We start from the raw sequence: 19628 nt of genomic DNA, 5'->3' as shown, positions 1-19628 counted from the left end.
CTGGTCATGACGGATTCCCGGGCCTGCTATTGGCCTTTTTCCAGGGGACCGAGGGAATCCCGGGTCCGCCGAACGGCCGCACGCAACGCCTCCGGGTCCGGCCCGTGCTTGAGGACGTCACGGGAGGACGCGGGCAGCACACCCGGGAGTCCCGGCCCGAAAAGGGCCCGCAAATCGGCCGGAGTGGCCCCCTGCGCCCCGAAACCGGGCGCCAGGACGGGACCGTTCAGGTTGCTCAGATCGAGCTCCCCCGGCGCGATGGTGGCGCCGACGACGACCCCGATGTCACCCAGCGGCCCGACGCCCGCGTTGTACGCGGCCGCCGTGTCGACGATGTCCTGCGCGACGGTCTTTCCGTTGGGCAGCAAGGCGTTCTGCAGTCCCTGCGCCTCCGGGTTCGAGGTGCGCGCGAGCACGATCAGCCCCTTGCCCTGTGCCTGCGCGACGTCGATCGCGGGGGCCAGCGAACCGAACCCGAGGTACGGCGACACCGTGATGGCGTCCGCCTCGAGTTCCGCGCCGGCGGGCAGGAACGCCGCCGTGTACGCCGCCATCGTCGAACCGATGTCGCCGCGTTTGACGTCCAGCAGGACGAGCGCGCCCGCCTCCCGGCACACCTTCATCGTCTTGGCCAGAACGGCGACCCCAGGAGGCCCGTAGGCCTCGAAAAAGGCCGACTGGGGCTTGATCACCGCGACCTCGGGCGCGAGCGTCTCAGCGGCCGTGAGGGCGAACTTCTCCAAACCGCTCGCGTCCGCGGGGAGACCCCACGCCTGGAGCAACCCGGGATGGGGGTCGATGCCGGCGCAGAGTGGTCCCTTCTCGGCGACCGCCCGCGCCAGCCTCGCCCCGAACCGCTCGCTCATGCCTTGGCCTTCAGCGCCGCCTGGAGACTCTGCAGTGACCGCACGCCGATGTCGCCCTTGATGACGGCCTCTATCCCGTGCACGGCGGCCGCCGCGCCCTGCACCGTGGTGATGCAGGGGATGTCCCTGGACACCGCGGCGGTGCGGATCTCGTAGCCGTCGATGCGGGGACCGCTGTTGCCGTACGGGGTGTTGATCACCATCTGCACCTCACCGCTGAGGATGACGTCGACGACGTTCTGTTCGCCCTCGGCGGAACCCTCGTAGTGCTTGCGCACGACGGTGCAGGCGATCCCGTTGCGCCGCAACACTTCCGCGGTGCCGGACGTGGCGAGGATCTCGAAACCGAGGTCCGCCAGCCGCTTCACCGGGAACACCAGCGAACGCTTGTCGCGGTTGGCGACGGAGACGAACACCTTGCCCGACGTCGGCAACGAACCGTAGGCGCCGGCCTGCGACTTGGCGAACGCCTTGCCGAAGGAGACGTCCACGCCCATGACCTCGCCCGTGGACTTCATCTCCGGGCCGAGCAGCGAGTCGACACCGTGGCCCTCGGGCGTGCGGAAGCGGTGGAACGGCAGGACCGCCTCCTTGACCGCGACCGGCGAATCGGCGGGCATGTGGCCGCCGTCACCCTCGGCGGGCAGGACGCCGGACTCGCGCAGATCCTTGATCGACGAGCCGGTCATGATCAGCGCGGCGGCCTTCGCCAGCGGCACCGCGGTCGCCTTGGACACGAACGGCACCGTCCGCGACGCGCGCGGGTTGGCCTCCAGGACGTACAGGACGTCGTCCTTGAGCGCGTACTGGACGTTCAGGAGCCCGCGGACGCCGACGCCGCGCGCGATGGCCTCGGTCGAGCGGCGCACCGTCTCGATGTCGGTCCGGCCCAGCGTGATCGGCGGCAGCGCGCACGAGGAGTCGCCGGAGTGGATCCCGGCCTCCTCGATGTGCTCCATGACGCCGCCGAGGAAGAGCTCGTCGCCGTCGAACAGCGCGTCGACGTCGATCTCGATGGCGTCGTCGAGGAACCGGTCCACCAGCACCGGGTGCTCGGGGGTGACCTCGGTGGCGCGGTGGATGTAGCCGGCGAGGGACTCCTCGTCGTAGACGATCTCCATGCCGCGCCCGCCGAGCACGTAGGACGGCCGCACGAGGACCGGGTAGCCGATCTGGTCGGCGATCCGCTTCGCGCCCTCGAACGAGGTCGCCGTGCCGTACTTCGGCGCGGGCAGCCCGGCGTCGGTGAGGACCTCGCCGAACGCGCCGCGGTCTTCGGCCAGGTGGATCGCGTCCGGGGAGGTGCCGATCACGGGGACGCCGGCGTCGGCGAGGCGCTTCGCGAGCGAGAGCGGGGTCTGGCCGCCCAGCTGCACGATGACCCCGGCGACGGTGCCCGACTCCTGCTCGGCGTTGACCACTTCGAGGACGTCCTCGAACGACAACGGCTCGAAGTAGAGCCGGTCCGAGGTGTCGTAGTCGGTGGAGACGGTCTCGGGGTTGCAGTTGACCATGACGGCCTCGAAACCGGCCTCGCGCAGGGCGATCGCGGCGTGCACGCACGAGTAGTCGAACTCGATGCCCTGCCCGATGCGGTTCGGCCCGGAGCCGAGGATCAGGACCTTCGGCTTGTCGGTCTGCGCGGTGATCTCCGACTGCGCCGCGGGGTCGGTCTCGTAGGCCGAGTAGTGGTACGGCGTCTTGGCCGCGAACTCGGCCGCGCAGGTGTCGACGGTCTTGTACACCGGCCGCACGCCGAGACGGCGGCGCAGCGCGCGGACGCCGTCCTCGCCCGCCAGTTCCGGCCGCAGCGAGGCGATCTGGCGGTCGGAGAGGCCGGTCCGCTTGGCGCGCCGCAGCAACGGCTCGTCGAGGACCTGGGCGTCGCGGACCTCGGCGCCGACCTCGCCGATGAGGGCGATCTGGTCGATGAACCAGGGGTCGATGCCCGACGCCTCGTGCACCTGCTGGACCGTGGCGCCGAACCGCAGCGCCCGCTCGACCTCGTACAGACGGCCGTCGTGCGGCGTGCGCAGGGCTTCCAGTACGGACTCCAGCGTCGCGCCCTCGGGGTCGGGCCGGGTCCAGAAGCCGGTGGCCTTGGTGTCGATGGACCGCAGCGCCTTGCCGAGCGCCTCGGGGAAGCTGCGGCCGAACGACATCGCCTCGCCGACGCTCTTCATCGTCGTGGTCAGCGTCGGGTCCGCGCCGGGGAACTTCTCGAAGGCGAACCGCGGCACCTTCACCACGACGTAGTCCAGCGTCGGCTCGAAGGCCGCCGGGGTCTCGCCGGTGATGTCGTTGCGGATCTCGTCGAGGGTGTAGCCGATGGCGAGTTTCGCGGCGATCTTGGCGATCGGGAACCCGGTCGCCTTCGACGCCAGCGCGCTCGACCGCGACACGCGGGGGTTCATCTCGATGACGACCATGCGGCCGTCCTCGGGGTTGATCGCGAACTGGATGTTGCAGCCGCCGGTGTCGACGCCGACCTCGCGCAGGACGGCGATGCCGACGTCGCGCATGTGCTGGTACTCGCGGTCGGTCAGGGTCATCGCGGGCGCGACGGTGACCGAGTCGCCGGTGTGCACGCCCATCGCGTCGATGTTCTCGATCGAGCAGACGACCACCACGTTGTCGTGCCGGTCGCGCATGAGCTCGAGTTCGAACTCCTTCCAGCCGAGGACGCTCTCCTCGATGAGCACCTCGGTGACCGGCGACTCGGTGAGGCCGGTGGAGGCGAGGCGCTCCAGTTCCTCGTCGGTGTGCGCCATGCCCGAGCCGAGCCCGCCCATGGTGAACGACGGCCGGATGACCACCGGGAGGCCGACCTCGGCGACGGTCGCGCGGACCTCGTCCATGTCGTGGCAGACCCGCGACCGCGGCACCTCACCGCCGATGGTGCGGACGATGTCCTTGAACTTCTGCCGGTCCTCGCCGCGCTGGATGGCGTCGACGTCGGCGCCGATCAGCTCGACGCCGTACTTCTCGAGCACGCCGCGGTCGTGCAGGGCGACCGCGCAGTTCAGCGCCGTCTGCCCGCCGAGGGTCGCGAGGATCGCGTCGGGGCGTTCCTCGGCGATGACCTTCTCGACGAATTCCGGCGTGACCGGCTCGATGTAGGTGGCGTCGGCGAACTCGGGGTCGGTCATGATGGTCGCCGGGTTCGAGTTCACCAGCGAGACGCGCAGTCCCTCTTCGCGGAGTACGCGGCAGGCCTGGGTGCCGGAGTAGTCGAACTCCGCCGCCTGGCCGATCACGATCGGCCCGGAGCCGATCACCAGCACGTGCTGGATGTCTGTCCTCTTCGGCATTACTTGGCCTTCTCCATCAAGCTCACGAACTCATCGAACAGGGGGGCCGCGTCGTGCGGGCCGGCGGCGGCCTCGGGGTGGTACTGCACCGAGAACGCGGGGACGTCGAACGCGCGGACACCTTCGACGGTGTCGTCGTTCGGGCAGTAGTGCGAGATCTGCGCGGCGCCGAACGGCGACTCGAACCGCTGGCCCGGCTCGCCTTCGAGGGCGAAACCGTGATTCTGCGCGGTGATCGCGACGCGTTTGGTGGCCACGTCGATCACCGGGATGTTGATGCCGCGGTGGCCGTAGCGCATCTTGTAGGTGCCCAGCCCCAGCGCGCGGCCGAGGATCTGGTTGCCGAAGCAGATGCCGAACAGCGGGATCTCCCGCTGCAGCACCGATTTCGTCAGCTCGGTGGCGTGCGCGGTGGTCGCCGGGTCGCCGGGGCCGTTGGACAGGAACACGCCGTCGGCCTCGACCGCGAGCAGATCGTCCACAGTGGACGACGAGGGCAGCACGTGCACCTCGATGCCGCGCGCGGCCATCAGGCGCGGGGTGTTGGACTTGATGCCCAGGTCCAGCGCGGCCACGCGGAACTTCCGCTCGCCCTGCGCCTCGACGACGTACGCCTGCTTCGTGGTGACTTCACCGGCGAGGTCGGCGCCCTTCATCTGCGGGCTCGCCTGCACCTGCGCGAGCATCTCCTCGTCGGTGCCGAGCGCGTCGCCCGAGAACACACCGGACCGCATGGCGCCCTGCTCGCGCAGGTGCCGGGTCAGCGTGCGGGTGTCCACCTCGGAGATCCCGACGACGCCCTGGCGCTCCAGTTCCTCGTCCAGCGTGCGCTTGGATCGCCAGTTGGACGGGGTGCGCGCGGGGTCGCGGACGACGTAGCCCGAGACCCAGATCCGCGAGGACTCGTCGTCCTCGTCGTTCCAGCCGGTGTTGCCGATCTGCGGCGCGGTCTGGACCACGATCTGCCGGTGGTAGGAGGGGTCGGTCAGCGTCTCCTGGTAGCCGGTCATCCCGGTGCAGAACACCGCCTCACCCAGGCTGCGGCCGCGGGCGCCGTACGCGGAGCCGCGGAACACGCGGCCGTCTTCGAGGACCAGCGCGGCGGGGCTTCGAGGTGCGCTTTCCAGCCGAGAACCGGTCAGCGCAGTCCTGGTGCCGTGTTTTTGCGCCGTGTTCATCAGGCACCTCCCTTGATGTCGTTGCGGGTGTCTTGCAAAGCTTCGATCCACTGTGGATAGTCGTCGACGTCGTCGCCGCGGAATCCGGTGTCCAGTTCGACGTCGCCTGCCAGCCAGGTGACGACGAGCAGCGCGTCGATGCCCATCACCTTCCCGGCCATCCCCTTGTCCTTGCGGACGCCGGTGACCGAGGCGCGCGGGATCCAGAAGTCCGGGGCGCCACCGCGTTCGATGGCGATGCCGTCTTCGTGCAGGCGCCACACCGCGCCGGTGCGCAGGCCGGCGCCGCGGGTGACCACGCGCTCCTGCCAGTGCCCCGCCGTGGTGGTGCTGATGTAGACGCCGGTCGATTCGAGCGACGCCTCACCGGGCTCCGCGGGGATCTCCGGGAACGGCGGCACCTGCACGCTCTGCGCACGGGACTTGCGGCGCCAGCCGCGCCACATCAGGAAGACGCAGAACAGGAAGAAGGCGAAGACCGCCAGGGTCAGCAGAATCCGGTCGCTCATTGCGCGATCTTCCCTTCCCGCGCGGTGATCCGCCCGCGCAGCAACGTCGCCGTCACCACGCCGGGGAGCCGCATTCCTTCGTACGGGGTGTTCGCCGCGATGCTCGCGAACTCGGCGCCCCGCACGGTCCATTCGGTTTCCGGGTCCACCAGCGTCAGGTTGGCCGGTTCGCCGACCTCGATCGGACGGCCGTGGTCGGACAGGTTGCCGATCTCGGCGGGCCGCTCGCTCATCACCCGCGCGACGCCCCGCCAGTCCAGCAGACCGGTGCGGACCATGGTCTCGACCACGATCGACAGCGCGGTCTGCAAACCGAGCATGCCCGGCCTGGCCGAACTCCACTCGCAGTCCTTGTCCTGGACAGCGTGCGGCGCGTGGTCGGTCGCGACGCAGTCGATGACGCCCTCGGCCAGCGCGGCGCGCAGCTTCTCCGCGTCGGACTCCGTGCGCAGCGGCGGGTTGACCTTGTTGACCGGATCGTAGGTCGCGAGCCGCTCGTCGGTCAGCAGCAGGTGGTGCGGGGTGACCTCGGCCGAGACCTTGGTGCCGCGGTCCTTGGCCCACTTGAGGATGTCCGCGGTACCCGAGGTCGAAACATGGCAGACGTGCAGCCGCGCGTTCGCGTGCTCGGCGAGCAGGCAGTCACGGGCGACGATCGACTCCTCCGCCGAAGCGGGCCAGCCGGTGTAGCCCAGGCGCGCGGCCTGCTCACCTTCGTGCGCCTGAGCGCCGACGGTCAGCCGCGGCTCCTCGGCGTGCTGGGCGATGACCACGCCGAGCGCCGTCGAGTACTCCAGCGCGCGGCGCATGAGCAGCGGGTCCGCGACGCAGAGGCCGTCGTCGGAGAACACCTTCACCTGGGCTTCGGACTTCGCCATGGTGCCCAGCTCGGCGAGCTTCTCGCCCTTGAGGCCCACGGTGACCGCGCCGACCGGGTGCACGTCGACCAGCCCGGCCTCCTGGCCGCGGCGCCACACGTGGTCGACGATCACCGCGTTGTCGGCCACCGGGTCGGTGTTGGCCATGGCGAACACCGCGGTGTAGCCGCCGAGCGCGGCCGCGGCCGAACCGGTGGCGATCGTCTCGGTGTCCTCGCGGCCCGGTTCGCGCAGGTGGGTGTGCAGGTCGACGAAACCGGGGAGCAGCACCTGGCCGCCCGCGTCGATCACTTCGGCGTCGTCAGGAACGTCAAGGGCGCCGATGTCGGTGATCACGCCGTCCTCGACGAGCACGTCGACCGGATCGCCCTCGCCGTAGGGTCGGGCGCCCTTGATCAGGACGGTGGTCACGCGGCGGCTCCTTCGCTGGCGAGCAGGTGGTAGAGGACCGCCATGCGCACGTGGACGCCGTTGCGGACCTGTTCGGTGATGGCCGAGGCCGGGGAGTCGGCGACCGCCGAGGCGATCTCCATCCCGCGCAGCATCGGGCCGGGGTGCAGGACGACGGCGTGCTCGGGCAGCAGCTTCATCCGCCGTTCGTTGAGGCCGTACGCGATCGAGTACTCGCGGGCGCTCGGGAAGAAGCCCCCGTGCATGCGCTCCGCCTGGACCCGCAGCATCATGACCGCGTCGAGCGCGGGCAGTTCGGCGTCGAGTTCGTGCGACACCGTGACCGGCAGGCTCTCCACCCCCGCCGGCAGCAGCGTCGGCGGCGCGACGAGCACCACCTCCGCGCCCAGCGAGGACAGCAGGTGGATGTTCGACCGCGCGACCCGGCTGTGCAGGACGTCGCCGACGATCCCGATGCGGCGGCCTTCGAACGATCCGAGGCGCTCCCGCAGCGTGGCCGCGTCGAGCAGCGCCTGCGTCGGATGCTCGTGGGTGCCGTCCCCGGCGTTGACGACCGCCGTCCCCGCTTCGGCGAGCCAGCCCGAAAGCCGCTGCGCCGCACCGGAGGCGGGATGCCGGATGATCACGCAGTCGGCGCCGGCCGCGGCCAGCGTCAGCGCGGTGTCCCGCAGCGATTCGCCCTTGTTGACCGAGGAACTGGACGCGGAGACGTTGATCACGTCGGCGCTCATCCACTTCCCCGCGATCTCGAACGAGACACGGGTGCGGGTCGAGTTCTCGTAGAACAGCGTGATGACGGTGCGGCCGCGCAACGTCGGCAGTTTGCGGACCTCGCGGCCCAGCAAGGTGTGCTTGAGCTCTTCCGCGGTGTCCAGCACGGCTGTCGCGAGCGCCGGGTCGAGCCCGTCGGTGGCGAGCAGGTGCTTCACTATCGATCTCCTTCTGGTTGCGCGCGAAGCAGAACCGAGTCCCGTCCGTCCACTTCGGACAGCAGGACCTCGATTCCCTCGGCGCGCGAGGTGGGCACGTTCTTGCCCACGTAGTCGGCGCGGATCGGCAGTTCGCGGTGACCGCGGTCGACCAGCACGGCCAGCTGGACCGCGCGCGGGCGGCCGTGGTCGCGCAGGGCGTCGAGGGCGGCGCGGATGGTGCGGCCGGAGAACAGCACGTCGTCGACCAGGATCACCACCGCGTCGTCGATACCGGTCGGCGGCAGCTGCGAATGTTCGAGCGCGCGGGGCGGGCGGCGGCGGAGATCATCGCGGTAGAGCGTGATGTCCAGCGCGCCGGTCGGCGGACGGATGCCGGAGAACTCGGCGATCTTGTCCGCGAGCCGCAGGGCGAGCGGGGTCCCCCGGGTGGGGATGCCCAGCAACACGGGCGGAGTCGAGCCACCGGCACCGAGAGCGGTCTTCTCGATGACCTGGTGGGCCATTCGGGCGATCGTGCGCGCGACATCGCCGGACGAGAGCAGCTCGCGCTCTCCCGCCGGTTCCGCCGCGCCACGCGGGCGTGACGACAAGGCGGACCTCCTTCCCCGCCTCTCTGGACGGGTCCTTAAAGGACGTCGACTTCCTGCTTGGCGAGGAAATCGAACCGACACTAGCAGGAGCGGAGGCTCATTCTTACGAGTGGCGCGCCCCAGGTGACGAAGACCTCTCGAAAGCACCCGCTTGACCTGGTGACAACTATGCGTAACCATTACTCTGAGTATTCGACTCTAGGAGTCCCCTGGATCGGTCACCCCGACCGGTTGGGGGTGAGGAAACGGAGAACCACCAGATGGGCGATTACGCCAAGGCGCTCGGGGCCAAGCTCCGCGGGATCCGCCAGCAGCAGGGCCTGTCCCTGCACGGGGTCGAGCAGAAGTCCGGAGGCCGCTGGAAGGCCGTCGTCGTCGGTTCGTACGAGCGCGGAGACCGTGCCGTCACCGTGCAGAAGCTCGCCGAGCTCGCCGATTTCTACGGCGTCCCGGTGGTCGAGCTGCTGCCGGAGGGCCGGGTGCCGTCAGGCGCCGAGCCCGCCACGAAGATCGTCATCAACCTGGAGCGTCTCCAGCAGCTCCCGGCGGAGAAGGTCGGGCCGCTCGCCCGCTACGCCGCCACCATCCAGAGCCAGCGCGGCGACTACAACGGCAAGGTGCTCTCGATCCGCACCGAGGACCTCCGTTCGCTGGCGATCATCTACGACATGACCCCCGGCGAGCTCACCGAGCAGCTGATCGACTGGGGTGTGCTGCCGCCCGAGGCTCGACCGTCCAAAGAGGACTAGAGATGGCGACGTTTTCGGTCCGGGGGGACCGGAAACGCCAACCGGCACCACCGAGCACGAGAACGGGCCGTGCCCTCGGCAGAGGACACGGCCCGTTGTAGTACGTCTTCTACAGGACCGCGCGGAGCCGGTCCGCGATGGTGCCGATCCGGCCGAGCACGCCGTTCACGAAACGCGGCGAGTCGTCGGTCGACAGCTCCTTCGCCAGCCCGACGGCCTCGTCGATGGCGACCGGGTCCGGCACGTCCTCGGCCCACAGCAGCTCGTAGACGCCGACGCGGAGCACCGCCAGGTCCACCGGCGGCATCCGGTCCAGCGTCCAGCCCTGAGCGTGCTCGGAGAGCAGCTCGTCGATCTGGGTCTTGCGGCCGGTGACGCCTTCGACCAGCGAGATCGTGTAGTCCGCGATCGGGTCGACCTCGACCGAACCGACCCGGTCCGCCAGCAGCGTCACCGCGTCGGCACCGCGCTGGGCGGCCTCGTACATCATCTCGACCGCGCGCTTGCGGGCCTGGCGGCGGCTGATCGGCCCGCCGCGGTTCGGCGACTTGCCGGACTTGTCTGAACCGGCCATCAGCTGGAGACGCGGCCCAGGTAGCGGCCGTCACGGGTGTCGACCTTGATCTTCTCGCCGGTGGTGAGGAACAGCGGCACCTGGATCTCGGCGCCGGTCTCCAGGGTGGCGGGCTTGGTGCCACCGGTGGAGCGGTCGCCCTGCAGGCCGGGGTCGGTGTGCTGGACGATCAGCTCGACCGAGGTCGGCAGCTCGATGTACAGCGGGACACCCTCGTGCACCGCGACCTGGACCTCGAAGTTCTCGAGCAGGTAGTTCGCGTTGTCGCCGACGGTCTCGGCCAGGACGGTGATCTGGTCGTAGGTCTCCGCGTCCATGAACACGAAGTCCGCGCCGTCCTTGTACAGGTACGTCATGTTGCGGCGGTCGACGGTGGCCGTGTCGACCTTCGTCCCCGCGTTGAAGGTCTTGTCGACGACCTTGCCGGTGAGCACGTGCTTGAGCGTGGTGCGGACGAACGCGCCGCCCTTGCCCGGCTTGACGTGCTGGAACGCGGTGACGGTCCAGAGCTGGCCGTCGAGGTTGAGGACGAGCCCGTTCTTCAGGTCGTTGGTGGTGGCCACGAGTGTGCAGTCTCCTGTGTCGATCTTCCGGGCCGCCGTCAGACGACCACGAGTTCCTTGGTGCTCAGCGTGAGGAGTTCGGGCGTACCTTCCCGCACGACCAGCGTGTCCTCGATGCGCACGCCTCCGCGTCCGGGCAGATACACACCAGGCTCGACGGTGACGGCCATACCGGCGGACAGTGTACCGACGCCGGTGGCGGCGAGACTGGGCGCCTCGTGCACCTGCAGTCCGACGCCGTGGCCGAGGCCGTGGCCGAACTCCTCGCCGCGTCCCGCGCCGACGATCACCCCACGGGCCGCTTTGTCCACTTCGGACACTTCGGCGCCGGGGAGGACGGCGTCGCAGCCCGCCGCCTGCGCGCGCTGGACCAGCTCGTAGATCTCCTCCTGCCAGGCCGCGGGCTTGCCGAGCACGAACGTGCGGGTCATGTCGGAGTGGTAGCCGTCGACCGTGGCGCCGAAGTCGATCTTGACGAAATCGCCGGTCGCCAGCACGGCCGAGGTGGGCCGGTGGTGCGGGATCGCCGAATTGGCGCCCGCCGCGACGATCGTGTCGAACGAAGGCCCCGTCGAGCCGTGGCCGAGCATGCGGTTCTCGAGGTCACGGGCGACGTCCAGCTCGGTGCGGCCCGGCCGGAGCCCGCCGGCGGACACCAGGTCCTCCAGCGCCCGGTCGGCCGCCGCGCACGCCTGGCGCAGCGCCTCGATCTCCTGCTCGTCCTTGACCAGCCGCAGCTGCTCGACGAGGCCGGGCGTCCGGACCAGCTCGACGCGGTCGAAGCGGACCTTGAGGTCTTCGTGCTGCTCGACGCTGACGTGCTGGCTCTCGAAGCCGGTCTTGCCGAGCTTCTTCTCGGCCGCCAGATCGGCCAGCTTCGCCGCGCTCGCGCGGTCCAGCACCCGTTCGAGATCGGGCACCTCCGTCGCCGACTGGACCTGGTAGCGGCCGTCGGTGCAGAAGATCGTCTTGTCGTCGCCGCTCCCGTGGACGAGGAGAGCGGCGTTGGACCCGGTGAAGCCGGTCAGGTACCTGATGTTGAGCAGGTCCGTGACCAGCAGCGCGTCCACCCCGGAGTCGGCCAGCAGGGAACGCAGCGCCGCGCGGCGGCGAGAGAAGTATTCACGCACGTGATGGAGTTTAGGGGGTTTCGCCTGCCGCTCGCGCCACCTGTGCCGCGGGGTCCGTGCCGGCCTCAGCAGCACCTCCCGCAACAGCGTCGCCGCGTGAAGGCCCCCTTCACGCGGCTGAGCCGAGGGAAGGGGGCCTTCACGGACTTTCCACCGGCCGCTACTGGCGAGTTAAACTCCCCCAATGGCACCGTGGCTGACTCGTGGACTCGTGATGGCGCTGCTGCACGGCGCGGCCGTCACCGTGCTGGCCAAGTACGAGGTCTTCAACCCCACCGACAAGACCCTCGTCACCGCCCTCACCCTCGCCGTGCTGGTCGGCGCGGCCGCGGGCTGGGGCGCCGTCGACGCCTGGCAGGGCAAACCCGAACGCGGCAAGAACTGGTTCATCGCGGCGCTGATCGCCGGTCCGGTCTCCGGCGTGCTGTACGTGATCGGCCGCGCGGTGTTCGTCGATCAGACCGGTGCCTCGGAACTCGGCGGCGCGCTCACCGGCGGCGCCGCCTTCTCGGCCCTGCTGGTGCTCATCCCGGCCGGGCTCGGCCTGTTCGTCGGCGGCCGCATCACCAAGGCCGATCAGCCCGCGAGCGAGAAACCCACCGGGAAGCCGTCCCAGGCCTGATCGGCGATCTCTTCGACGGACGAGTCGTTCAGCGCCGCCGCCCCGCCGTCGGGCAGCGCGAAGAGCTTGCCGTCGAGCACCACGCCGAACCCCCGGCCCGGCGCGTGCACCATCCGCGCACCGGCGCTCAACCGCGCCGCCAGCGGGAGGTTTTCCACGAACTTGAGCCGCTGGTTCAGCACCTCGCCCGCGAGCGCCGCCGCCACCGAGCGCCGGTCGACCCGCACCAGGGCGCCGTCGGCAACCAGGTCGATGGTCCGCTGCGGCGACGGCATCGCGACGCCTTCGAACGAGGTCCGGATCCGGGCGTCGCCGTCGCACGCCCGCGAACCGCGGACATCCAGGCCGAAGTGCTTCAGGTCGGTCGGCGCCGCCGCGCCGCCGATGACCGTGGCGCGGACGACGTCGAACGGGACCCGGTCGCACACGTCACCCGAGGAGAGCGGCGCGTGGCCGTCGGGCCGCCGGACCAGGCCAGGGCCTTCCTTCCACGCGCCGGGGATGAGCGCCTGCCGGTACGGCTGCGCAGAGAAATCCCTGGTCCAGAACGTGAGCGTGGTGCCCTTTTCGGTCTCGTGCGCGATCACGAAGGCGTCGAGCGAACCGACCCACATCAGATCGGTGCTGAACCCGTCGACCAGCGAACGGGGACGCGGCGAGGTCGTGCTGGGCTTGGCGACGAAGCCCTGCTCCCCCAGCGTTTCCACGCCACGGGTGAAGGCCGCGTCCTTGGCGCGGAGCAGGAACTGCCCGGCGCCGTTCCATCCGGCGCCCTTCGCCGTGGTGTCGGTGAAGAGCACGTAGAACCAGCCGTCGAGGTACACCGCCGAGGGCTGACCGGCGCCGTAGACGTTGGCGCGGTGCACGTCGTGCGACGGCCCGATGATCGGCTTCCCACCCGCCGCCCGCGTCCAGGTGAGCCCGTCGGGACTGGTCGCGAGGCCGATCGAGTTGCCGAGCGCGTGGTCGCCCGCCGCGCCGGTGTAATACATGTAGTAGGTCGAGCCGACCTTGATCACCGACGGATCGCAGGTGTGCATGCCGTCGAAACCGCCGGGCGCGCCCGAGAACACCGCCGCCGGGCCACCACCGGACGGACCGGTGAACGGACCGTCGAGCGAGGACGACTGCGCGTAGAGGACGTCGTCACCGGGCGGCTGGGCACTGCCGTACTGGCTGCACCACCACATCTTGAGCTTGCCGCCGTCCCGCATCACGGTCGGGCCGTAGTTGTAGACCGCGTCCTGATCGCCCGCGGCCACCACACCGCCGCTCGCCCGCGGATCGCTCGTCGCGAGCTCGACGTCCATCGGGCGCGGCTTTTCCTTGGGCGCCTGCTGGGCTCCGCCGATCCCGCCGCCCTTGCCGTCGGCCTGGGACTGCACAGTGCCGTCACTGCACGCCACGAGGACCGCGCCGGCCGCGAGGATGGCCACCACGGCACGGGCGGGTCGCCGACCCCCACGAAAAAGGCGCATGATGGCCGAGTGTAGCGAGCCTTAATCCGGTCGAGTGACGTCAGTACCCGGGAGAGCGACCAATTCCACTTCGAAACCGTCGGCGTTTTCGAGGTAGGCGGCGTAGTGGCGATCACCGCCCGCATACGGATACTTGTCCGCGAACATCGGCGACCAGCCGTGTTCGAGGGCCTTCGCGGCCAGTTCGTTCACCCGTTCGCGGGACTCGACGTGCAGGGCGAGATGGTTCAGGCCCGGGGCGGTGCGGTCGTGCTTTTCACCGCTGAGCGCCGGAGAACGCTCGACGACGAGATAGGTCGCGCCGTGTTTCCAGCTGACCCCGGCGGGCCAGCGCTGGAACTCCCGCCAGCCGAGCTCGCCGAGCAGCCAGCCCCAGCTCTCCTCCGCGCGGCCGAGATCGGGCACCCACAGCTCGATGTGGTGCGCGCGGCCGTGGTCCGACGGCAACGCGACGAAGACCCGATGCGGCCCGCTGCCGTAGTGGTCGCCACCACCGACATCGAGAAAACCCAAGCGCCGCAACAGGTTCTGACTGGATACATTGGACTCGCCGACCAGTGCCCACACCGACGACAGGCCGAGCCCGACGAGTCCGTGCGCCAGCAGTGCCTTCGCGGCCTCGGTCGCGAGGCCCTGCCCGCCGTGTGCCCGCGACAGGTAATAGCCGAGCTCCGGCACGTCCCCGGGCAGTTCCCGCGACGGGCGGAGATGCGCGAGGCCGATCACCTCTCCGTCGCGTTCGATCGCCCAGTGCCCCATGCTCGCCGGGCCGTCGTAGGACAACCTGCGACCGACCATCTCGCGGACTCGGTCCGGCTCGGTGAGCGGCACCGCGAAATGCGCGCTCATCTCCGGATCGGCGAAGAGCTCGACGATCGCGTCGGTGTCCGCCTCCGTCAGCGCACGTAACCGCAGCCTCGCGGTCTCGAGCGTGGGCGGGTTGTTCACGCCGCGTTCGCGGCCATCCAGCGCAGGGCCAGCGGGTATCCGTCGACCCCGAGCCCGGCGATGACCGCGGTGGCGACATCCGACAGCACGCTGTGGTGCCGGAACTGCTCGCGCTTGTGCACGTTGGAGATGTGCAGCTCGATCAGCGGTGCCTTGAGCTGGGCGGCGGCGTCGCGCACCGCGATCGAGTAGTGCGTCCACGCGGCCGCGTTGAGCACCACCGGCCAGCCCGCGTCGGCGGCTTCGTGCAGCCAGCCGACCATCTCGCCCTCGTGGTCGGTCTGCCGGACCTCGACGTCGATCCCCAGTTCCTTGCCGGTGTCGAGGCAAGTGGAGACCAGGTCCGCGTGCGTGGCCGAACCGTAGATGCCGGGCTCGCGCAGGCCGAGCCTGCCCAGGTTGGGTCCGTTGAGGACGAGCACCTTCACAGCAGCACGCTCCCGCCGGGCTTGGGCGCTTCGCCCGCCACGACCGAGTACGCCGCGGCGAGCAGCGACGGGTCCGGGCCTTCCAGCCTGCCCGGTTTCGCGAGCCCGTCGAGGACGACGAAGCGCAGCACGCCCGAACGGGTCTTCTTGTCGCCCTTCATCGTCTCCAGCAGCTGCGGGAGCGCGTCGGGGTCGTAGGTGGTCGGCAGGCCCAGCATCTTGAGGACCTTCGCGTGCCGCTCGGCGGTGGCGTCGTCGAGACGGCCGGCCAGCCGCGCGAGTTCGGCGGCGAACACCAGGCCGACACTGACCGCCGCGCCGTGGCGCCACCGGTACCGCTCGCGGCGCTCGATGGCGTGGGCGAGTGTGTGGCCGTAGTTGAGGATCTCGCGCAGATCCGACTCGCGCAGATCCGCGGCGACGACGTCGGCCTTGACCTGGATCGATCGGCGGACCAGCTCACCGAGGACCTCGCCGGTGGTGTCCAGCGCCGCCGCGGGATCCTGCTCGACGAGTTCGACGATGCGCGGGTCGGCGATGAACCCGGCCTTGACCACCTCGGCCATTCCGGCCACGAGTTCGTTGGGGGGCAACGTTTCCAGCGTCGCGAGGTCGACGAGGACCGCGCTCGGCTCGTGGAAGACGCCGACCAGGTTCTTGCCCGCCTCGGTGTTGATGCCGGTCTTCCCGCCGAGGGAGGCGTCGACCATGCCCAGCAGCGTGGTGGGCACGTTGACCAGGCGGACACCGCGCATCCAGGTGGCGGCGACGAACCCGGCGAGGTCGGTCACGGCGCCGCCGCCGAGCCCGACGACCACACCCTGGCGGTCGAGGCCGATACGGCCGAGGACTTCCCAGCAGAAGCTGGCGACGGTGAGCGCCTTGCCGTCCTCGGCGTCGGGGATCTCGACCCGGTGCGCGTCGATGCCTGCCTCGGCCAGTTCGTCGCGGATGGCCTCGGCGGTGGTCGTCAGCGTCGGCGGGTGGATCAGCGCGACCTTGGAGGCGTCGGCGAGCTGCTCGGTGAGCTCGCCGAGCAAGCCGCGGCCGATGACGACGTCGTAGGGCTTGGCGGTGTTGACGGTGATGCGGACCGGCTCGGTCATCGTTCCCCTCACTTCGGCGGAAGCCGCTTGGCCCTCGCGACCTCGCAGGTGATCTTGCCCTTGACCGGGGTGTCCCCCGGGATCTCTTCGGTCACCTTCTGGCCGGGCGTCATCCGGTTCTTCGCGAACAGCGCCTCACCGGAGGCCTTGCCGTCGGCGTCCTTGATCGCGATGGTGACGGCGTACCGCGCGTCTTCCGCGGTGCTGTTGGTGACCTCGATGGTGATCTTCGGCGTGTAGCTGCCACTGTCGCATTTGGTGACCTTCACGTCGGCCGCGACATCCGCTTCCGGAGCGGCCGACGCGGGTGCGCCGCTGGTGGCCGCTCCGGTCTGGACGACGTCGGCGCCCGCGGGCTGCTTCTCCTCGCCACACGCGGTCAAGGTGAGGGCCACGACGGCGAGCAGTACGCCGGCGGTGGTGCGTTTCATGCTCGATCCTTGCTGATCTCGTGCAGCTCGATGAGGGCGGCCTCGACGACCTCGTCGGCGGTCAGGCGGTCGGTCTCGATCTCGAACGTGGCGACCTCGCGGTACACCGGCAGGCGCGCGTCGAGGAGCGCCTTGTAGGTGGCGCGGGGGTTCACCCCGGCCAGCAGCGGGCGCGCGGTCGAGAGCCCGGCGCGCTGGACGCCCGCGGCCATCCCGACGTTCAGGAAGATCACGGTGTGCCCGGCCAGCCGTTCGCGGGTGCCCGGCGTGATCGGCGCTCCCCCGCCCAGCGAGAGGACACCGTCGTGCTCGGCCAGCGCCTTCGCGACCATCTCCTCCTCCAGCGCGCGGAAGGCGGGCTCGCCCTCCTCGGCGAAGATGTCGGTGATGGGCTTGCCCGCGCTCGCGACGATGTCGTCGTCGCTGTCGCGGAACGCGAGACCGAGCCGGGCGGCGAGCGCCGGGCCGACCGTGCTCTTGCCCGATCCCGGTGGCCCGATGATCACCGCGCGAGGAGTCACCAGCGCTCCTCGAGCGCCTTCAGGTAGGCCTCGGCGTTGCGCTTGCCCTCGGCCAGCGAGTCGCCGCCGAACTTCTCCAGCGCGGCGTCCGCGAGCACCAGCGCGACCACCGACTCCAGCACGACCCCGGCCCTGGGCACCGCGCAGACGTCGGAGCGCTGGTGGATGGCCACCGCGGGTTCGCCGGTGGTGACATCCACAGTGGACAGTGCCTTGGGGACGGTCGAGATCGGCTTCATGGCGACGCGCACGCGCAGCGGCTCACCGTTGGTGATGCCGCCTTCGAGGCCGCCCGCGCGGTTGGACCGGCGGGTCACCCCGACCGGGCCGGTGCCGCGGTCGATCTCGTCGTGGGCCTGGCTGCCCCAGCGCTTGGCCGTGGTGAAGCCGTCGCCGACCTCCACGCCCTTCATCGCCTGGACGCCCATGAGCGCGCCGGCGAGCCGGGCGTCGAGCCTGCGGTCCCAGTGGACGTGCGAGCCGAGACCCGGCGGCAGGCCGTAGGCGATCACCTCGATCACGCCGCCGACGGTGTCACCCGCCTTCCGCACCGCGTCGACCTCGGCGACCATCGCGTCGGTCCCCTCCTGGCCGAAGGCGCGGACCGGGCTCTCGTCGATGCCGGGCAGGTCCGACGGCACCGGCAACGGGCCCTCGGGCGCCGACGCGCCGCCGATGGACACGACGTGGCTGAGGATCTCGACCCCGAGCAGCTGCTTGAGGTACGCGCGGGCCACCGTGCCGAGCGCCGTGCGGGACGCCGTCTCGCGGGCGCTCGCGCGCTCCAGCACCGGCCGGGCCTCCGGGAAGCCGTACTTCTGCATCCCGGGCAGATCCGCGTGGCCGGGCCGGGGACGCGTCAGCGGCTCGTTGCGCGCGAGGCCTTCCAGCTCCTCGGCGGGCACGGGATCGGCCGACATGACCTTCTCCCACTTGGGCCACTCGGCGTTCTCGATCTGGACCGCGACGGGGCCGCCCTGGGTGAGCCCGTGCCGGACGCCGCCGGTGAACTCGATGTGGTCGGTCTCGAAGCCCATCCGGGGGCTACGGCCGAAGCCGAGCCTCCGGCGCGCGAGCTGCTCGCCCACTTCGGCGGTGGTGACCTCGACCCCGGCGGGCATCCCTTCCAGGATGGCGGCGAGGGCGGGTCCGTGCGATTCCCCTGCGGTTATCCAGCGCAACACCTGACAGATCCTGTCACAACCTCCTCTCTGTCCCGCTATCCAGGGCCTGGTCCGGCGACGACGGCGAGTACCCACGCCGCGACCAGAAGACCGGGCCCGTGTGGCACCGTGGGATGCCGGGGCCCGCCCACCGCGAGCGCCACGCTCAGTAGCGCCGCGGCGACGGCGCCGAGCACGACCGACGGCCAGCCCGTGGCGGCGAGGACCGCTCCCAGGCTGCCCGCGAGCTTCACGTCCCCGGCGCCGAGCGAGCGCGGCGACACCGCGTGCACGAGCGCGTGCGCCCCGCCGAAGATCAGCGCGCCGAGTACAGCCCGCCACGCGATGGCCGCTCCTCCTCCCTGCGCGGCGACCGCGAGGGCGGCGGCCAGTGCCGGGTACGCGGGCAGCGTGAGGACGTCGGGCAGGCGGCGGTACTTCAGATCGGCGAGCGCCAGCGGGACGGCGAAGACGGTCAGCACGGCCGGGACGGCGAGCCACCACGCCGGCCAGGCTCCGGCGTCGTGCCGGAGCCAGACCGCGACGAGCGCCGCTGCGGTGAGGGCAGCGGCCCACGCCGTGATCGGTGCTCCGGCCCGGCGCAGGCAGGAGCGCGTGGCGAGCGCCGATCCGGCGCCCGCCACCGCGAAGGCGATCGGCGTGAACACAAGATCAAGAGTGCGCCGGTCGCGCTCGGTGCGGCAAGGATTCCTTTTCGTGACCGGGACTTTCACGTGCTTTCGGCAGGTCGGGCGTGGTACGGAAGTCGTGAACGGACCGTTCATGCACGGGCGCGCGGAAGCTGGGGTGAAGGGATCCGGGCGCGGCGGCGGTGGGAGCCGACAGGAGCCGGGCGCGGCGGCGGCGGGAGCCGGGCGGAGCGGCGGGAGCCGGGCGCGGCGGCGGGAGCCGGGCGCGGCGGCGGCGGGAGCCGGGCGGAGCCGGGTGCGGCGGTGAGAACCGACGGGAGCCGGGTGCGGCGGTGGGAGCCGACGGGAGCCAGGTGCGCGGCAGTGGACTGAAAGGTCCCTTCACCGCGTCTCATGCGGTGAAGGAGCTTTCGTCGCATGAGACGCGGGAAAAGCTCCCTTCGCCCCCGCGGGAGGCGGCGCCTTAAGGATCGAGGCCTCCCTTGAAGGGCAAGGCAAAGAGGCACGTTGCGAAAGCCACTTTCGCAACGTTGAAGGTTGCGAAAGTGGCTTTCGCAACGTCGGCGGAGGCGGGAAAGTCGCGAAGGAGG

The 19628-nt window shown here is 70.6% G+C and carries 20 protein-coding genes; 2 read left to right on the top strand and 18 right to left on the bottom strand.

What is annotated here, in order from left to right; genetic code table 11:
• Positions 1-26: 26 nt before the first annotated feature.
• Genes pyrF through pyrR form a run of 7 tightly spaced genes read right to left on the bottom strand, consistent with a single transcriptional unit; the run spans position 27 to position 8675 of the window.
• Positions 27-866: an orotidine-5'-phosphate decarboxylase gene (pyrF, locus tag ACZ3HL_RS05945; RefSeq protein ID WP_465412318.1), complete on the bottom strand. Its 840-nt coding sequence runs from the start codon at positions 864-866 to the stop codon at positions 27-29.
• Positions 863-4177 (bottom strand): carbamoyl-phosphate synthase large subunit, encoded by a 3315-nt coding sequence (carB, locus tag ACZ3HL_RS05940; protein ID WP_465412317.1) that lies wholly within the window; start codon positions 4175-4177, stop codon positions 863-865. The genes pyrF and carB overlap by 4 nt, the downstream gene beginning before the upstream one ends.
• Complete coding sequence (gene carA / locus ACZ3HL_RS05935; protein ID WP_465529043.1) at positions 4177-5355, bottom strand: glutamine-hydrolyzing carbamoyl-phosphate synthase small subunit; 1179 nt, start codon at positions 5353-5355, stop codon at positions 4177-4179. Before carA ends, carB begins: the two co-directional genes overlap by 1 nt.
• Complete coding sequence (locus tag ACZ3HL_RS05930) at positions 5355-5864, bottom strand: PH-like domain-containing protein (RefSeq protein WP_125675032.1); 510 nt, start codon at positions 5862-5864, stop codon at positions 5355-5357. The genes carA and ACZ3HL_RS05930 overlap by 1 nt, the downstream gene beginning before the upstream one ends.
• Positions 5861-7153: a dihydroorotase gene (locus tag ACZ3HL_RS05925; RefSeq protein WP_465529041.1), complete on the bottom strand. Its 1293-nt coding sequence runs from the start codon at positions 7151-7153 to the stop codon at positions 5861-5863. Before ACZ3HL_RS05925 ends, ACZ3HL_RS05930 begins: the two co-directional genes overlap by 4 nt.
• On the bottom strand, positions 7150-8082 hold the full coding sequence (locus ACZ3HL_RS05920; protein WP_034311667.1) for an aspartate carbamoyltransferase catalytic subunit: 933 nt from the start codon (positions 8080-8082) through the stop codon (positions 7150-7152). Before ACZ3HL_RS05920 ends, ACZ3HL_RS05925 begins: the two co-directional genes overlap by 4 nt.
• Positions 8082-8675, bottom strand: a complete 594-nt coding sequence (pyrR, locus tag ACZ3HL_RS05915; protein WP_126731718.1) for a bifunctional pyr operon transcriptional regulator/uracil phosphoribosyltransferase PyrR — start codon at positions 8673-8675, stop codon at positions 8082-8084. The genes ACZ3HL_RS05920 and pyrR overlap by 1 nt, the downstream gene beginning before the upstream one ends.
• Positions 8676-8935: 260 nt before the next feature.
• Here pyrR and bldD point away from each other — a divergent pair, with 260 nt between their 5' ends.
• Entirely contained in the window at positions 8936-9424 is a 489-nt protein-coding gene (bldD, locus tag ACZ3HL_RS05910; RefSeq protein WP_003096372.1) for a transcriptional regulator BldD, read from the top strand.
• A 109-nt stretch (positions 9425-9533) separates the two neighbouring features.
• Here the strand turns inward: bldD and nusB are convergent, their stop codons facing one another.
• The 3 genes from nusB to ACZ3HL_RS05895 are packed head-to-tail and all read right to left on the bottom strand — an operon-like array spanning position 9534 to position 11691.
• Entirely contained in the window at positions 9534-9998 is a 465-nt protein-coding gene (nusB, locus tag ACZ3HL_RS05905; RefSeq protein WP_005152382.1) for a transcription antitermination factor NusB, read from the bottom strand.
• Positions 9998-10561: an elongation factor P gene (gene efp, locus ACZ3HL_RS05900; protein ID WP_005152384.1), complete on the bottom strand. Its 564-nt coding sequence runs from the start codon at positions 10559-10561 to the stop codon at positions 9998-10000. The genes nusB and efp overlap by 1 nt, the downstream gene beginning before the upstream one ends.
• Before the next feature lie 38 nt (positions 10562-10599).
• Positions 10600-11691, bottom strand: a complete 1092-nt coding sequence (locus tag ACZ3HL_RS05895) for a M24 family metallopeptidase (protein WP_465529039.1) — start codon at positions 11689-11691, stop codon at positions 10600-10602.
• Between the two features lie 214 nt (positions 11692-11905).
• On the opposite strand from ACZ3HL_RS05895, the gene ACZ3HL_RS05890 reads away from it, so the two are divergent.
• Positions 11906-12313, top strand: coding sequence for a B-4DMT family transporter (locus tag ACZ3HL_RS05890; protein WP_465412520.1), 408 nt, complete (start codon positions 11906-11908; stop codon positions 12311-12313).
• Here ACZ3HL_RS05890 and ACZ3HL_RS05885 read toward each other — a convergent pair.
• The 8 genes from ACZ3HL_RS05885 to ACZ3HL_RS05850 are packed head-to-tail and all read right to left on the bottom strand — an operon-like array spanning position 12268 to position 19056.
• On the bottom strand, positions 12268-13752 hold the full coding sequence (locus tag ACZ3HL_RS05885; RefSeq protein WP_465529131.1) for a glycoside hydrolase family protein: 1485 nt from the start codon (positions 13750-13752) through the stop codon (positions 12268-12270). The two genes, ACZ3HL_RS05890 and ACZ3HL_RS05885, sit on opposite strands and share 46 nt — an antisense overlap.
• A 60-nt stretch (positions 13753-13812) precedes the next feature.
• The gene (locus ACZ3HL_RS05880; RefSeq protein ID WP_465529037.1) at positions 13813-14739 is read right to left on the bottom strand and encodes a GNAT family N-acetyltransferase; all 927 of its coding nucleotides are present in this window, start codon (positions 14737-14739) and stop codon (positions 13813-13815) included.
• Entirely contained in the window at positions 14736-15167 is a 432-nt protein-coding gene (gene aroQ / locus ACZ3HL_RS05875; protein ID WP_465529035.1) for a type II 3-dehydroquinate dehydratase, read from the bottom strand. The genes ACZ3HL_RS05880 and aroQ overlap by 4 nt, the downstream gene beginning before the upstream one ends.
• Entirely contained in the window at positions 15164-16273 is a 1110-nt protein-coding gene (aroB, locus tag ACZ3HL_RS05870; protein WP_465412311.1) for a 3-dehydroquinate synthase, read from the bottom strand. Before aroB ends, aroQ begins: the two co-directional genes overlap by 4 nt.
• Before the next feature lie 8 nt (positions 16274-16281).
• On the bottom strand, positions 16282-16704 hold the full coding sequence (locus tag ACZ3HL_RS05865; protein ID WP_465412310.1) for a hypothetical protein: 423 nt from the start codon (positions 16702-16704) through the stop codon (positions 16282-16284).
• The gene (locus tag ACZ3HL_RS05860; protein WP_465529033.1) at positions 16701-17225 is read right to left on the bottom strand and encodes a shikimate kinase; all 525 of its coding nucleotides are present in this window, start codon (positions 17223-17225) and stop codon (positions 16701-16703) included. Before ACZ3HL_RS05860 ends, ACZ3HL_RS05865 begins: the two co-directional genes overlap by 4 nt.
• Positions 17222-18409, bottom strand: coding sequence for a chorismate synthase (aroC, locus tag ACZ3HL_RS05855; RefSeq protein WP_465412308.1), 1188 nt, complete (start codon positions 18407-18409; stop codon positions 17222-17224). Before aroC ends, ACZ3HL_RS05860 begins: the two co-directional genes overlap by 4 nt.
• Positions 18410-18444: 35 nt before the next feature.
• Positions 18445-19056, bottom strand: coding sequence for a prepilin peptidase (locus ACZ3HL_RS05850; protein WP_465529031.1), 612 nt, complete (start codon positions 19054-19056; stop codon positions 18445-18447).
• Positions 19057-19628 lie beyond the last annotated feature (572 nt).

It is taken from the genome of Amycolatopsis sp. NPDC000009, from assembly GCF_055563465.1.
Note: the sequence above shows the minus strand (reverse complement) of the source record. Positions and strands in the feature narration are given on the sequence as shown.